At 66.1% G+C, this 13,034-nt stretch carries 12 protein-coding genes; 7 read left to right on the forward strand and 5 right to left on the reverse strand.

Annotated features, from left to right (window positions below; genetic code table 11):
- Positions 1 to 45: 45 nt before the first annotated feature.
- From NRG74_RS09970 to NRG74_RS09990, 5 genes are read left to right on the forward strand one after another with little or no spacing between them, the layout of a single operon-like run.
- Entirely contained in the window at positions 46 to 1,611 is a 1,566-nt protein-coding gene (locus NRG74_RS09970; RefSeq protein WP_257706413.1) for an ABC transporter substrate-binding protein, read from the forward strand.
- Positions 1,612 to 1,659: 48 nt separating this feature from the next.
- On the forward strand, positions 1,660 to 2,676 hold the full coding sequence (locus NRG74_RS09975; RefSeq protein ID WP_257706414.1) for an ABC transporter permease: 1,017 nt from the start codon (positions 1,660 to 1,662) through the stop codon (positions 2,674 to 2,676).
- 1 nt (position 2,677) lies between these two features.
- Positions 2,678 to 3,553, forward strand: a complete 876-nt coding sequence (gene ddpC / locus NRG74_RS09980) for a D,D-dipeptide ABC transporter permease (RefSeq protein ID WP_257706415.1) — start codon at positions 2,678 to 2,680, stop codon at positions 3,551 to 3,553.
- 1 nt (position 3,554) lies between these two features.
- Positions 3,555 to 4,538: an ABC transporter ATP-binding protein gene (locus NRG74_RS09985; RefSeq protein ID WP_017638850.1), complete on the forward strand. Its 984-nt coding sequence runs from the start codon at positions 3,555 to 3,557 to the stop codon at positions 4,536 to 4,538.
- Complete coding sequence (locus tag NRG74_RS09990) at positions 4,535 to 5,518, forward strand: oligopeptide/dipeptide ABC transporter ATP-binding protein (protein ID WP_257706416.1); 984 nt, start codon at positions 4,535 to 4,537, stop codon at positions 5,516 to 5,518. Before NRG74_RS09985 ends, NRG74_RS09990 begins: the two co-directional genes overlap by 4 nt.
- Before the next feature lie 8 nt (positions 5,519 to 5,526).
- Here NRG74_RS09990 and NRG74_RS09995 read toward each other — a convergent pair whose 3' ends face one another.
- Positions 5,527 to 5,976 (reverse strand): YcgN family cysteine cluster protein, encoded by a 450-nt coding sequence (locus NRG74_RS09995; protein WP_058762427.1) that lies wholly within the window; start codon positions 5,974 to 5,976, stop codon positions 5,527 to 5,529.
- A 137-nt stretch (positions 5,977 to 6,113) separates the two neighbouring features.
- Here NRG74_RS09995 and NRG74_RS10000 point away from each other — a divergent pair, with 137 nt between their 5' ends.
- Positions 6,114 to 6,710, forward strand: a complete 597-nt coding sequence (locus NRG74_RS10000; RefSeq protein ID WP_017638852.1) for a nitroreductase family protein — start codon at positions 6,114 to 6,116, stop codon at positions 6,708 to 6,710.
- Here NRG74_RS10000 and NRG74_RS10005 read toward each other — a convergent pair.
- From NRG74_RS10005 to rnd, 3 genes are read right to left on the reverse strand one after another with little or no spacing between them, the layout of a single operon-like run.
- Positions 6,695 to 7,636 (reverse strand): D-2-hydroxyacid dehydrogenase, encoded by a 942-nt coding sequence (locus NRG74_RS10005; RefSeq protein ID WP_257706417.1) that lies wholly within the window; start codon positions 7,634 to 7,636, stop codon positions 6,695 to 6,697. The two genes, NRG74_RS10000 and NRG74_RS10005, sit on opposite strands and share 16 nt — an antisense overlap.
- A complete protein-coding gene (locus tag NRG74_RS10010) occupies positions 7,633 to 7,935 on the reverse strand; it encodes a YcgL domain-containing protein (protein WP_017638854.1) in 303 nt (100 codons plus the stop codon). Before NRG74_RS10010 ends, NRG74_RS10005 begins: the two co-directional genes overlap by 4 nt.
- On the reverse strand, positions 7,932 to 9,086 hold the full coding sequence (gene rnd / locus NRG74_RS10015; RefSeq protein WP_068385373.1) for a ribonuclease D: 1,155 nt from the start codon (positions 9,084 to 9,086) through the stop codon (positions 7,932 to 7,934). The genes NRG74_RS10010 and rnd overlap by 4 nt, the downstream gene beginning before the upstream one ends.
- 284 nt (positions 9,087 to 9,370) lie before the next feature.
- On the opposite strand from rnd, the gene NRG74_RS10020 reads away from it, so the two are divergent.
- Positions 9,371 to 10,675, forward strand: coding sequence for an OmpP1/FadL family transporter (locus NRG74_RS10020; RefSeq protein ID WP_064306621.1), 1,305 nt, complete (start codon positions 9,371 to 9,373; stop codon positions 10,673 to 10,675).
- Between the two features lie 106 nt (positions 10,676 to 10,781).
- On the opposite strand, the gene NRG74_RS10025 is transcribed toward NRG74_RS10020, so the two are convergent.
- Positions 10,782 to 12,935: a putative bifunctional diguanylate cyclase/phosphodiesterase gene (locus tag NRG74_RS10025; RefSeq protein WP_257706418.1), complete on the reverse strand. Its 2,154-nt coding sequence runs from the start codon at positions 12,933 to 12,935 to the stop codon at positions 10,782 to 10,784.
- Between the last annotated feature and the right edge of the window lie 99 nt (positions 12,936 to 13,034).

The following is a 13,034-nucleotide window of genomic DNA, read 5'->3' on the forward strand; positions in this document are numbered from 1 at the left end:
CCACTGCCGAAACACCCATAAACCCAAACAATCCGAGGTACCGGCATGTTCTCGTCTTCGCGCACCCACGTTTCATCGGCGTCCCGCGTGCTCGCCCTGGTTTCCCTGCTGGGCCTCGGCGCCTGGCAACCGGCCAGCGCCGCCACCGCGACCGACACCCTGGTCATCGGTAAGCCTGCAGATCTGCAGACCGTCGATCCGGGCGTGACCTTCGACAACAACGACTGGACCGTGACCTATCCGGCCTACCAGCGCCTGATGCGCTACAAGGTGGAAGACGGCAAGGGCAGCACCGACGTCGAGGGCGACCTGGCCAGCGGCTGGACCGTCTCCCCCGACAACCTGGTGTGGACCTTCACCCTGAAGCCCGGCAACAAATTCGACGATGGCAGCGAGGTCACCGCCGAGGCGGTCAAGTTCTCGGTCGAGCGCCTGATGAAGCTCAAGCAGGGCCCGTCCAGCATCTTCCCGGCGGACATGGCGGTGACCGTGGTGGATCCGCAGACGATCAGATTCACCCTGCAGAAGCCCTTCGCGCCCTTCCTCTTCGCCCTGGCCCACGACGGCGCCAGCGTGATCAACCCCAAGGTGGCCAGCACCCACGGCAAGGACGTGGACGCCTGGCTGGCCGGCCATACCGCCGGCTCCGGCGCCTATCGCCTGGCCGCCTGGCAGAAGGGCCAGTCGCTGACCCTGGAGCCCAACCCGCACTACGCCGGCAAGGCGCCCACGCTCAAACAGGTGGTGATCCGCATCATCGCCGAGCCTTCGGTACGGCGCCTGCAACTGGAACAGGGCGATCTGGACATCATCGAGGACCTGCCCGAAGACCAGGTCAAGGCGCTGGCGCAGAAGTCCGGCTTCGTCACCACCGCCTACCCCTCGCTGCGGGTGACCTACCTCTACCTCAACAACAGGCGCGCACCCCTGAACGACGTCAACGCGCGCAAGGCCGTGGTCGACTCCCTCGACTACCAGGGCATCGTCGAAGGCATCGCCATGGGCAAGGCCAAGCTCATGAACGGCCCGATCCCGGACGGCATGTGGGGTCATGATCCAAGCCTGCCAATGCCCAGGCAGGACCTGGAAGCCGCCCAGGCCGCCCTGGGCAAGGCGCCCAAGGTGCGGGAGCTGCAATTCCTCTACTCGGACAAGGATCCGGCCTGGGAGCCCATCGGCCTTACCCTGCAGGCGGGCCTGGGCACCCTTGGCGTCAACCTGAAGATGGAGAAGCTGGCCAACGCCACCTTCCGCGAACGCCTGGGCAAGGGCGACTTCGACGTCGCCATCGGCAACTGGAGTCCGGACTTCGCCGACCCCTACATGTTCATGAACTTCTGGTTCGACAGCACCAATGCGGGACTGGCGGGCAACCGCGCCTTCTACAGCAATCCCAAGGTGGATCAGCTGCTGCGCGACGCCGCCAGCGTCAGTGACGTGGCTCAGCGCAAGGCGCTGTACCAGGAGGCCCAGAAGATCGTGGTGGGCGACGCCGCCTACGCCTACCTCTACCAGAAGGCCTACACGGTGCCGATGCGCGCCGCGGTCAAGGGGTACGTGTTCAACCCCATGCTCGAGCAGGTCTTCAATTTCGCTGCGATGTCCAAGTAAGGGCGACGGGTGCCGGCGCGCTCCGGCACCCGCCTCGCGAGGTATGCCATGGCCTTCTTCCATCTGCTGCGCAAGCAGCTGACCGATATCCTCATCGTGGTGATCGGGGTATCCCTGATCACCTTCGTCATCTCCCACCTGATCCCGGGCGATCCGGCGCGGCTGATCGCCGGCGAGCGTGCCAGCGATGAAATCGTCGCCGGCATCCGTCAGCAGCTGGGTCTGGACCTGCCGCTCTACCAGCAATACTTCCGCTACATGGGGGACCTGCTGCAGGGCGATCTGGGCCAGTCGATCCGCACCCATCGCCCGGTGTTGGAAGACCTCCAGCTGTTCTTTCCGGCCACCCTGGAGCTGGCCCTGGCGGCGCTGCTGCTGTCGATCCTCATTGGCGTACCCCTGGGCGTGCTCTCGGCGGTCTACAACAACCGCTGGATCGATCATATCAGCCGTACCCTGGCGGTGGCCGGCATCTCCACCCCGGCCTTCTGGCTGGGCCTGGGGCTGATCGTGCTGTTCTACGGGCATCTCGGCTGGCTGCCGGGCGGCGGGCGGCTGGACCAGGGGCTGACGCCACCGCCGACGGTGACCGGCTTCTATCTGATCGATACCCTGCTGGCGGGCGATCTCACCGGCTTCGCCAGTGCGGTCAGACACCTGTTGCTGCCGGCGGTGACCCTAGCCTTCGTCAATCTCGGCGTCATCACCCGGCAGATCCGCGGCGCCATGCTCGAACAGCTGGGCGAGGACTATATCCGCACCGCCCGCGCCTATGGCCTGTCGCAGACCACCGTGGTGCTGCGCCACGCGCTGCCCAACGCGCTGATTCCCTCCATCACGGTAATCGGCCTGGCCCTGGGCGACCTGCTCTATGGGGCGGTGCTCACCGAGACCGTGTTCGCCTGGCCGGGCATGGGCGCCTATGTGGTCAAGTCGATCCAGGCGCTGGATTTCCCGGCGGTCATGGGCTTCGCCATCGTGGTGTCCTTCATCTACGTCCTGCTCAACCGCTTCATCGACCTGCTCTACCGGCTGGTCGATCCCCGCATCGGCAAGGTGAACTAGCATGACGACCCTGACCGCTGCGCGCCCCCGCTGGCGCGAGCAGACCGCCTGGCTGGCCTGGCGGATCTGCCGCAATCCGCTAATGCTCACGGGGCTGGTGATCACCCTGCTGGTGCTGCTGTGCATGGTCGCCGCGCCCTGGCTGGCCCCCTATCAGCCCAACGCGCTGAAACTCACCGCCCGCCTGCAGGCACCCAGCGCCCTGCACTGGTTCGGCACCGACGAGGTGGGTCGCGACCTGCTCAGCCGGGTGATCTACGGCAGCCGCCAATCGGTGGGCGTCGGCCTGTTCGTGGCCTTTGCCGCCTGCGCCAGCGGCGGCCTGCTCGGCTGCCTGTCGGGCATCGTCGGCGGCGCCTTCGACCGGCTGATGATGCGCCTGATGGACATCATCCTCTCGGTGCCTTCGCTGGTGCTGATCATGGCCCTGGCCGCCGCCCTCGGGCCGAGTCTGTTCAACGCCATGCTGGCCATCACCCTGGTGCGCATCCCCTTCTATGTGCGCCTGGCCCGCGGCCAAACCCTGAGCATCCGCCAACTGGCCTACGTCCAGGCAGCACGCACCTTCGGCGCCGGCAAATGGCACCTGGTGCACTGGCACGTGGCGCGCAACGCCATGCCGCCGCTGCTGGTGCAATTCAGCCTGGACATCGGCAACGCCATTCTCATGGCCTCGGCGCTGGGCTTCATTGGCCTGGGCGCCCAGCCGCCCACCGCGGAATGGGGCGTGATGGTCGCCAGCGGCCGCAATTTCATCCTCGACCAGTGGTGGTATTCGACCTTCCCGGGCCTGGCGATCCTGGTCACCGCCATCGGTTTCAACCTGCTGGGCGATGGCATCCGCGATCTGCTCGATCCTCGCCAAAAGGGCAAATGACATGGGCCAGTCCGTTCTGCACATCGACCAGCTGAATCTGGAATTCCCCGGCTTTCGCAGCAGCGCCAAGGCGCTCAACGGCGTCAGCCTGAGTGTGGCCCCCGGCGAGATCGTCGGCGTGGTGGGCGAATCAGGCTCGGGCAAATCGGTCACCGCCATGCTCACCCTCGGCCTGTTGCCCCCCGGCAGCTACCGGGTCACCGGCGGCAGCGTCAACCTGGTAGGCCACGACATGCTCGCCTTGAGCGAGCGCCAGCTGATGGAGGTCCGCGGCCGCGAGGCGGCGATGATCTTCCAGGAGCCGATGACCGCGCTCAATCCGACGCGGCGCATCGGCCGCCAGTTGCTGGACGTGATTCGCCGCCATACCGCGCTGGATGCCGCTCAGGCCCGCGCCAAGGCGATCGAGTTGCTCAAGGACATGCACATCGCCGATCCCGAGCAGATCCTCGAACGCTATCCCTTCGAGCTGTCCGGCGGCATGCGCCAGCGCATCATGATCGCCCTGGCCTTCTCCTGCGATCCGCAGCTATTGATCGCCGATGAGCCGACCACCGCGCTGGACGTCACGGTGCAGCGCCAGGTGCTGCTCCTGCTGCGCGAAAAGGCACGGGCCCGGGGCACCGCCATCCTGCTGATCACCCATGACATGGCCCTGGTCGCGCAATTCTGCGATCGCGTCTATGTGATGTACGCCGGCGGCATTGTCGAACAGGGAGCTACCGCGGCGGTCATGCAGGCACCCCGGCATCCCTATACCCAGGGCCTGCTGGCCTGCCTGCCGGAAAAGGCGGTGCCCGGCAGCGACCTGGCCAGCATCCCCGGACAGGTGCCCAACCTGGCCCAGCTACCTGGCGGCTGCAGCTTCAAGGACCGTTGCAGTCGGCGCCATGAGCGCTGCGAGACGCGCCCCGCACTGCTGCCGACGGACACCCCCGATCACCTGAGCGCCTGCTGGCTGCAGGCGGAGGACGCCCCGGCATGAACAACTTTTCCCCGCCCGCCGTACCACTGCTGGAGCTCAGCGGCATCGAGGTACGTTATCCGGTGGGCCGCGACTGGCTCGGCCGCACCAAGGGCCAGGCCCATGCCCTCAACGGCATCGACCTGCGACTATTTTCCGGCGAGACCCTGGGCGTGCTCGGCGAATCCGGCTGCGGCAAGAGCACCCTGGCCCAGGTCCTGATGGGGCTGGTGGAGCCGGTGAGCGGCTCCCTTCAAGGCTCGGCCCGTGGCGAGCGCAACATCCAGATCGTCTTCCAGGACCCGCAGTCCTCGCTGGATCCGCGCCTGCCGGTGTGGAAGCTGATCACCGAGCCGCTGGTGGTGCGGGGTCGCAGCTCCTCTGTCGAATTGCGCGCCCTGGCCGAGCGCCTGGCGGCGCAGGTCGGTATCCGTCCCGAATACCTGGATCGCTACCCGCACCAGTTCTCCGGCGGCCAGCGCCAGCGCATTGCCATCGCCCGGGCGCTGTCGTCGGATCCGGACGTCATCATTCTCGACGAGCCCACCTCGGCCCTGGACATCTCGGTGCAGGCGCAGATCCTCAACCTGCTGGCCCAGCTGCAACGCGATCGCGGCCTGACCTTCGTACTGATCTCCCACAACGTCTCGGTGGTGCGCCACCTGGCCGACCGGGTGGCGGTGATGTACCTGGGGCAGATCGTCGAGCTGGGGGCGGCGGCAGAGGTGCTGGAGCAGCCCAGCCACCCCTATACCCGACTATTGCTGGAGGCGGTGCCGCGGCTGGATCAGCCGCTCACAGGCAATGCCGCGGCACAGCGCACCGAGCTACCGGGCAACCGGGTGCTGCCGGCTGGCTGTTTCTTTCGGGATCGCTGTCCGCAGGCGGGCACCGGTTGCGAGCGACCTCAGGCACTGCTGCCAGGTGAGTTGGCGGAGGTACGCTGCCATCGCGCAACAGGCCTGACGGCGCAGCTGCGGACCAGCCCCGCGGCGGTCTGAAGCCGGGATCAGCCCGCGCGAAAGATCAGATAGTCTTCCCAGTCGTCTTCGGCGACCTGGGTTTCGCTGAGCATGCGGCCGGACTGGGAAATGCCGGCCTTGTGCACCGCCTCGCGGTCGTCACAGATCAGCGGGTGCCACTCCGGCAGATCCTTGCCCTCGGCCACCAGGCGATAGCCGCAAGTAGGCGGCAGCCAGGCGAACTGGTCGGCCTGGGCCGGGGTGAGCTGGATGCAGTCGGGGACGAAGCGGGTGCGCTCGGCGTAGCGACTGCACTGACAGGTCTTGAGATCCAGCAGCTTGCAGGCGATGCGCGTGTAATAGACGGCGCCGTCGTCCTCGTCTTCGAGCTTCTGCAGGCAGCACAGGCCACAGCCGTCGCACAGTGACTCCCATTCCTGGGCATCGAGCTGATCGAGGGTCTTGCGCTTCCAGAACGGCTGGGTGATGGCGGCCATGGCAGAGATCGTGGCAAGGAAAGGGGGCGCGCAGTCTAGTGCCGCACGCCGCGAGCGCCAAGCACCGTTCGCGCCCTTGTCGACGCCGCCCGACCGGATTACCGTGCCGGACTCCCCTTTCCTCCCGTGGTGAAGCCATGACCAGCAGCAGCCGTACGCCCCAGTATCCCGTCGATCCCCAGTTCGTCCAGCGCTGGTCGCCCCGCGCCTTCGACCCGGTCGCCATCGAGGAAGAGACCCTGCTCGGTTTCATCGAGGCCGCGCGCTGGGCGCCGTCAGCCTTCAATGCCCAGCCCTGGCGCTTCCTCTATGCACGTCGCGACGACGCCCATTGGGAGCTGTTCCTGTCGCTGATCAGTGAATTCAACCGCGGCTGGGCGCAGCACGCCTCGGCGCTGGTGATCATCCTGTCGAAGACCACCCTGCTGCGCGCCAGCAGTGGCGAGGAAGTCCCCTTCCCCAGCCACAGCTTCGATGCCGGTGCGGCCTGGGCCTACCTGGCACTGCAGGCGACCAATGCGGGCTGGCACGCCCACGGCATGGCCGGGATCGACCGCGAAGGCATCCAGCGCGAACTCAAGGTGCCGGCGGCGTTCAAGGTCGAGCTGGCGGTCGCCATCGGCAAGCTGGGCGACAAGGCCAGCCTGCCGGAGTCCCTGCAGGGGCGCGAGTTGCCCAGTCCGCGCCTGACCGTCGAAGAGCTGGCGGTGGCCGGCCCCTATACCTTCGACTGAGCGGCCAACTCGACGGCGCCACGCAGGGGCTGCCCCTGTTGCAGGCGCTGGAGATTGTCGAGAAACAACCGGACCGCCGCCGCCGGCGGCGTGGGCCCGGCGACATGGGCGGTGAGGTGCAGGTTGGGCGTCCGCCAGAAAGGGTGCTCGGCCGGCAACGGCTCCTGACGGAACACGTCGAGCACCGCCCCGGCCAGCTGCCCGCTCTCCAACGCGGCGATCAGCTCGGCGTCCACCACGCTGGTGCCGCGTCCGGCATTGATGAACAAGGCACCTGCAGGCAAGGCGGCGAAGAAATCCGCATCGTAGAGATCCCGGGTGCTGCCGCTGTCCGGCAACAGATTGACCACGAAGCCCGCATCCCGCGCCACCTGGTGCAGTTCCGCGAGCGGCACCACCCGGGCAAAGCCAGGCAAGGTTCGTGCACTGCGGGCGACGCCGGTGAGGATCATGCCGAACGGCGCGAGCAACCGGGCGATGTCCTGACCGATGTCCCCTGCCCCGACCAGCAGCAGACGCCGCCCGGCCAGGGTGCCCGGCGCCCGGGTGTCCCAGTGCCCCTCGCGTTGGCTGAGCTGACGCGCGGCCACCTGGCGCTCATGCTGCAACAGATAGGTCAGGACGTATTCGCCGATGCTCTGGCCGAACAGCCCTACTGCTCTGCTGAAGCGATAATCGTCTGGCAGGTCCGCCGCCAGCAACGGCGCATAGCCGGCCCAGGTGGATTGCAGCCAGAGCGGCTTGACGCCCTCGCGCAGCAGGGCTGCGGCACGATCCGGCTGGCCGAGCCAGTAGCATGGCCGCTGGGCAAGACGCACGGCCTCGACCGGGTCCGTCGGCACCTGCAGTTCCAGCGCCGGCGCCAATTGGCGCCAGGCCTCGACATAGCCGGCCGCCGCGTCTTCCAGCAGCAGGACGGCGGTCATAGCGGATCGTTGAGACGCAGCAGTTCTTCGGGCAGGTGCTCGATGTAGTCGTCGCGCTCCAGCTCCGGGGGTGGCATCTGCAGGTGATAGCCCTGCTTGGCGATGTTCTCGAGGACCTTGGCGACGTCTTCCCGGGCCAGCGTGCGCTGCGGGGTGAGCACGAACTCGAAGGCCAGTGCCGGAGGCCCGAAAGCCGCAAGCAAGCCTTCAGGGACCAGAGTCAGGCCCTTGAGCTTGTCGACATAGAGGTACATTTCCGGCTTGCGCGGGCTTCGGTAGATGGAGCAGAGCAGTTTCATGGGGTGTCTTCCAGGGGCGCCGGCGGAGTGCGCTGCGCCTGCAGGTGATCGAGAAGGGCCTGGCCGAAGCGTTCGCGGCGCCAACCGCGCAGGTTCGCCGGCAGTTGGTAGTCGCCATCGGGCCAACCGGTGAGTAGTAGGGCTTCGAGCACCTTCTTGCGCAACATCAGTTCCGGCGCCATGCCCAGGGCCTCGGCATCGCGTTCGCCAATAGCACGCAAGGTCTTGAGCAGCGACGACGCCTCGTGAGGCAAGGGCTCGGCCTGCAGCTCTGGCCATTGGTCAGCCGGGGTGGCCGCACCTTCGGCGATCAGCGCCAGCAGGGTATCGCCGTCCTGGCGCACGGTGCGCGGGTGCATGTCGTCGATGCGCGCCAGGGCCTGCTTGTCGGTCGGCTGGAAACGCGCCAGCGGCCACAGCGAGCGTTCGCGCAGGACATGGTTGCGCGGCTGATCGCGCTCGCGGGCACTGACCTCGCGCCAGTGGCAGAGCACCCGCAGCACCGCCAACTGCTGGCGCGACAGGCGCCAGGCCAGCTTGACGTCGCGGTAGGCTTCCCAGGGATCGCTGATGCGCCGCAGATTGGCGACCAGTTCAGCGCCATCTTCCAGTAGCCAGGTGCGCCGCTGATCATCCAGACGCGCGTTCAGGTAGTGGTAGACGTCGACCAGATAGGTCACGTCGGCTGCCGCGTAGCGCTCCTGCAACGGCGTCAGCGGCCGTTGCAGCCAGTCGGAGCGGGTCTCGTCCTTGGGGATGTCGATCTTGAGCACTTCGGCGACCAGCCGCGAATAACCCATGGAATGGGCCAGCCCCAGATAGGCCGCCGCCAGCTGGGTGTCGTACAGCGGCTGCGGCAGGCTGCCGGTCAGGCGCAACAACACTTCCAGGTCTTCGCTGCAGGCGTGCAGCACCTTGACCACCGCCGGGTCCTCCAGCAGCGCGGCGAAAGGCGTCCAGTCACCGATGCACAGGGGATCGACCAGGTAGGCCTTTTCGCCGTCGCCGATCTGGATCAGACCGGCCTTGGGATAGAAGGTGTCGACCCGCATGAATTCGGTGTCGAGGGCGATGAAGGGCAGGGTCTGGCAGCGCTCGCAGAGGGCAGCCAGTGCCGCATCGTCGCGGATCCAGTGAGGGGCAGAAGTCAAGGGCGCACTCCGAACAGATGAGCCGACAGTATAAGCCACCCGGGCCGGTTCTTCGGTGCCGCTTGACGCCCCTGTCACACACCGGGAAACGTGGCATTCAGCGGCTTTCCAGGCGGGTTCGTCGGATGAACGCCTGATGACCGCCCCGAACCAAACGTGACCGAATAGTTTTTTTTGTATTCGCAAGCAGGGCCTGCTAAAAGCTGAGTGTGCGCAGGTACTCACTCGGACTTGGGAATCCGCGGAGGTAAGCGCTTCTCGCCTTTCAATGGAGCTGCAAGAGCATGAAAACAATAAAACTGACCCTACTTGCATTGGCCGTTTCGAGCGCTTCCGGCTATGCCCTGGCGAACGGTCTGGCTATCAACGAACAGAGTGTCAGCGGGATGGGTACCTCCTTCGCCGGACGCTCTTCCTCCGCGCAGGACGCTTCCACCATCTATGGCAACCCGGCTGGCATGTCCCGCCTGGGCCGTGAGGTGTCCCTGGGTGGCGCCTATATCCACGCCAAGATCGACATCAAGGACGCCAGTGGTCGCTACGCCAACGGCCAGGCCGTGCAGGGCAGCAACGACGGCGACATGGTGCCCAACTCGGTGGTGCCCTTCGGCTATTTCGTGACGCCGGTGGATGACCGCCTGCACTTCGGCCTGGGTGTCTACGTCCCCTATGCGCTGATCAGCAACTACGAGCACGCCTTCCAGGGTCGCTACCAGGGTCAGGCGAGCAAGGTGGAAGTCATCACCATCCAGCCGACCGTCAGCTACAAGATCACCGACAAGGTGTCCGTCGGCTTTGGCCCGACCATCAACCGCATCGAAGGCAAGCTCAACAGCAACGTCAACTTCGGCAGCACCCAGGATGGCCAGGTCAAGATCGATGGCGACGACACCGCCTATGGCTTCAACGTCGGCCTGCTGGCGGACCTGACCGATGACCTGACCTTCGGCCTGACCTACCACTCCAAGGTCACCTACAAGCTCAAGGGCAACACCGAGGTGACTGGCGCCAACAGCCAGGCCAGCCCCATCACCAACGCCCTGGTCAGCCGCCTCAATGGCAAGTATGACGCCAGCCTCAACATCACCCTGCCAGAGAGCAGCGATGCCTCCTTCACCTATCGGCTGAACAACGACTGGACGATGTACGCCGGCGCCACCTGGACCCGCTGGAGTCGCCTGAAGTCGATCGACGTGGAGAACGAGGGCACCCCCACCCTGCCGGTGCTGGGCTCGCCCTTGGCAACCGTGACGGAAGAGCTCAACTGGAAGGACACCTGGTCCTACGCCATCGGCGCGGCCTATCAGCTGAATCCCCAGTGGGTGCTGCGTGCCGGCATGGCCATCGACCCCTCCCCGGCGGACAACGGCAACCGCAACGTGCGCATCCCGGTGGGCGATCGCAAGACCTTCTCGGTGGGCGCAGGCTGGTCGCCGACCAAGGACATGACCATCGATGTGGCCTATGCCTATCTCTGGGAAGACGATGTGTCGATCAATCGCCCCGCTACCTCGACCAAGGCAGGCTACAGCGCCAAATACGACAACAGCGCCCACGGCCTGGGTGCCCAGCTGACCTACCGCTTCTAAGAGCGCCAGGGTCCGTCTGCCGAAGCCGCCGCCAGGCGGCTTCGTGCTTTTCCGGATATAGAGCGAGCATCAGCTACCGGGTGCGATCACCAGCCTGACCTCTTGCCTAGGCCCGGAGCGCCCAGTAACCCTGCTCCTGCCCGGCATACCAGCGCTGGAAGTCGTCCAGCGACAGGGCACCTGCCACCAGTTGACCCTGGATCTGGTCGCAGCCGAGCTCGGTAAGGACCTGCAGCGCCTGGTGGGTCTCCACGCCTTCGGCCACCACCCGCAGGCCACGCAACTGGCCCAGCTGGACCAGCAGCCTGATCACCTCCTGATCACCGGGTAGCTGGCAATGCTCGATGAACTGCCGATCGATCTTCAGCTCGTCGATGGGAAAGCTGCTCAGGCAGGCCAGCGAGGAATGCCCGGCGCCGAAGTCGTCCAGCGACAATTCGAAGCCCATGGCCTTGAGCTGGCGCAGGCAGTCGAGCACCTGTACCGGATTGCTCATGGCCCGGGACTCGGTGATCTCCAGGCAGAAGCCGGCGGCCACGGCACCCGTCTCGTCCAGCAGCCGGCCGATGCGGGCGATGAAGGCTGGGTGCTCAAGGTCCAGCAGCGACAGATTGACGTTAAGTTTGAGGGCACCTAGCTGCCGCTCGCGCTGCAGGTGCATGCAACGTTCCAGTACCCAGAGCGTGATGTCGCAGATCTTGCGGCTCTGTTCGGCGATACCGACGAAGGCGTCCGGCTTGAGCAGGCCCAGTTCCGGATGCTGCCAGCGGATCAGGACTTCGGCGCCCTCGACCCGGCCATCCGGCAGCGCGATCTTGGGTTGCAGATAGAGCCGCAACTGGTCGTGATCCACGGCGAGGTCCAGGGCATCGAGCATGGCAATGCCGAGCTGCCGCTGGCGCTCCTGGTCCGGATCATGGAAGGCGAAGGGCAGCTGCCGCCGGCGCGCATCCTGCAGGGCGGTCTCGGCGTTGGCCAGCAGGGCTTCGGCGCTGGTGCCGTGTTCGGGGTAGCAGGCGATGCCGAAGGTGATGCGCAGGGATACCCGCTGATTGCCACTGACGAAGGGTTTCTCCACTAGGTTGCGCAGCGACAGCAGCGCCGCCTCCGCCGAGGCGACGTCGAACCAGGGCAGCAGCAGGACGAAGGTGTCGGCGCCGATCCGCGCCACGCCGTTCTCTTCCGGCGCCGCGACCCTTAGCCGGCGGGCCAGATGACGCAGGATCTTGTCGCCGCCCTCCTGGCCAAGCAGTTCGTTGATGTTACGGAAGTTCGCCACGTCCAGCAGCAAGACGGCGAAACGCCCGGCTGCGGCGCGCTCGATGCGCTGGCGGATATCCAGGACCAGCCGCACCTGGTTGGGCAGGCGGGTGAGCATGTCACGAAAGGCCAGCTGGCTGATGCGCCGCTCGCGCGCGGCGAGGGCGGCGCCCATCTGGTTCATGGCGCGACCCAGCCGACCGACCGGGTCCCGCCCTTCCTTGAGGCCCAGTTGATAGTCGCCATCGGCGATGCGTTCGGTGGCCTGCCCGAGGCGGGCCAGATAGCGGTTGAGGGCGCCTGCCAGTATTCGACTGACCAACGCCCCCAAGGCAAAGATGATCGCGCCTATCAGCAGCGAATCCAGCAGAGCCGACTGCTCTGCCGCTGCTATTCCTTCCATGAACATGTCCGCCCCTATGACGACTGCTTGCCCGTCCTGCCCGGGAATGGCCAGGAACAGGGAACGGAAACTGCCAAAGTTATCCTGGTATTCCGCGAAACGAGGTTGATGATCGGCAAACACGGCGCCGAGTTCCGGCGGGGCCTGATCGTAGAGCTGGCGATAGTCGCCGAAGTAGCCAACGCGGATTTCTTCCTCGTTGGCCGAATCCATGATGAAGCGAAAGCTCGAACCGTCCTTGACGAAGGCATAGAGCGACGCCAGCCCGGCCTTGCGGGCATAGCGATCCAGGGTGATCAGGGTTCGCTGGTAGCGTTCGGGATCGGCCTGGGCCGGATCCTGCAATTGGGCGAGATAGTCCTCGCCGAGAATTTCCGGCAGCGCCAAGGCCGCGCTCATCAAGCGATAGTCGATGCTCTGGCTGCTGGCATCGCGGGCCTGGCGATAGCTGTGCAGGGTAAACAACAGGGTGCCCAGGGCATCCACCAGGATGAACGCCAGAAAGAAGGTGGCGAACAGGCTGCGCGGTTTGAGGCTGAGCCGCGACGCGGGGGCGACTTCCCGGGGCGAGGCGGCGCTTTGGGGCGCATCGGGCATTGGGGCTCCTTGTCCAGTTGACGACGACTCCCTCTGGACCCGCACGTGCCGAGGTGGCTTCGCTGGGCGCGCAACCAGGCGCCTTCTTAACGGTTTAAC

This window comes from Pseudomonas oryzihabitans, from assembly GCF_024652905.1.
Classification (GTDB): Bacteria; Pseudomonadota; Gammaproteobacteria; order Pseudomonadales; family Pseudomonadaceae; genus Chryseomonas; species Chryseomonas benzopyrenica.

Coding starts and splice junctions, on each gene's coding strand:
- NRG74_RS10010 (WP_017638854.1), bottom strand. CDS start 7,935: ATGAAACTGCTCTGCTCCATCTACCGAAGCCCGCGCAAGCCGGAAATG.
- NRG74_RS10005 (WP_257706417.1), bottom strand. CDS start 7,636: ATGACCGCCGTCCTGCTGCTGGAAGACGCGGCGGCCGGCTATGTCGAG.
- NRG74_RS09985 (WP_017638850.1), top strand. CDS start 3,555: ATGGGCCAGTCCGTTCTGCACATCGACCAGCTGAATCTGGAATTCCCC.
- NRG74_RS09970 (WP_257706413.1), top strand. CDS start 46: ATGTTCTCGTCTTCGCGCACCCACGTTTCATCGGCGTCCCGCGTGCTC.
- ddpC (WP_257706415.1), top strand. CDS start 2,678: ATGACGACCCTGACCGCTGCGCGCCCCCGCTGGCGCGAGCAGACCGCC.
- NRG74_RS09990 (WP_257706416.1), top strand. CDS start 4,535: ATGAACAACTTTTCCCCGCCCGCCGTACCACTGCTGGAGCTCAGCGGC.
- NRG74_RS09995 (WP_058762427.1), bottom strand. CDS start 5,976: ATGGCCGCCATCACCCAGCCGTTCTGGAAGCGCAAGACCCTCGATCAG.
- NRG74_RS10020 (WP_064306621.1), top strand. CDS start 9,371: ATGAAAACAATAAAACTGACCCTACTTGCATTGGCCGTTTCGAGCGCT.
- NRG74_RS10025 (WP_257706418.1), bottom strand. CDS start 12,935: ATGCCCGATGCGCCCCAAAGCGCCGCCTCGCCCCGGGAAGTCGCCCCC.
- NRG74_RS10000 (WP_017638852.1), top strand. CDS start 6,114: ATGACCAGCAGCAGCCGTACGCCCCAGTATCCCGTCGATCCCCAGTTC.
- NRG74_RS09975 (WP_257706414.1), top strand. CDS start 1,660: ATGGCCTTCTTCCATCTGCTGCGCAAGCAGCTGACCGATATCCTCATC.